This is a genomic window from Gluconobacter sp. P5H9_a, assembly GCF_018812085.1.
Classification (GTDB): Bacteria; Pseudomonadota; Alphaproteobacteria; order Acetobacterales; family Acetobacteraceae; genus Gluconobacter.
In genome coordinates this window covers 1-742 of the sequence record NZ_JACRVW010000048.1, presented here as the reverse complement: position 1 = coordinate 742, position 742 = coordinate 1, and the positions used below count along the sequence as shown (strand labels likewise).

Annotated in this window: 1 protein-coding gene; it reads left to right on the top strand. The window is 62.0% G+C overall.

The genetic code is table 11. From position 1 onward, the window contains the following. Positions 1-83: 83 nt before the first annotated feature. A partial coding sequence (locus KP708_RS15405) for a hypothetical protein (protein ID WP_215757237.1) occupies positions 84-742 on the top strand: 659 nt, incomplete at its 3' end.

The window sequence follows — 742 nt, the reverse complement described above, 5'->3', positions numbered from 1 at the left end:
GTCTCGATCCGGTCTCCCAGAAACGACACGTTCGGGACAGTGATCCGATAGCGTGGAGCAAGGCGGCAGGCCCCACGGATTACGTGAAAGCGTTCAAKGCGCACAAGCGGGCCACTGGTGCCAGTGAGCGGAAGGGTGCGGATCTCGGGATGGAGTTCAAGGTGGTGGTCAGTCCTGAATGGCTGGCCGAAACCGGAGACCCACATGACGCGGCTAATCCGAGGGTGCAGCAGCTCGTCGATGAAGCGAAGGCATGGGCCGAAAGTTGGGGTGGTGCCGGTGCCGTCTGGGGGCTGCGCTCTGACACCGACGAAAAAGGCTCCGTGGTGGTTGATGTGTTCCTGTCGCCAGTCCGGGACCAACGGCACAACAGCGGGCAGTCCAAGCCGGTTCTTTCGTGTCGGAAGGCGAAGGAGGCGCTATTGGCCTCTGAACGTGCCCTAGAGCCTGATTTACAGACCTCTGGGGCTGCTATGCAGTCCAGTTGGGCACGTTGGKCGCGGGAGAGGCTGGATCGCCGTATAGAGCGCGGAMAACCGMAAATAGMGACGGGTGCCGTTCATCAAAATGCTGACCTGGATGCCCGGATTGCCGAGCAGAAAGAGGCTGATCTTCGGAGGCGGGAAGAGGCTATGGCAGAGCGGGAAGCGGCCTTTGCGGAACGGGAGCAGAAGGCGCAGGAGGTTCGGGCTGGCTCAAACCAGTGTGCTGCGGCATGCCGGGGCGGTGAGGTTCGCAGGGT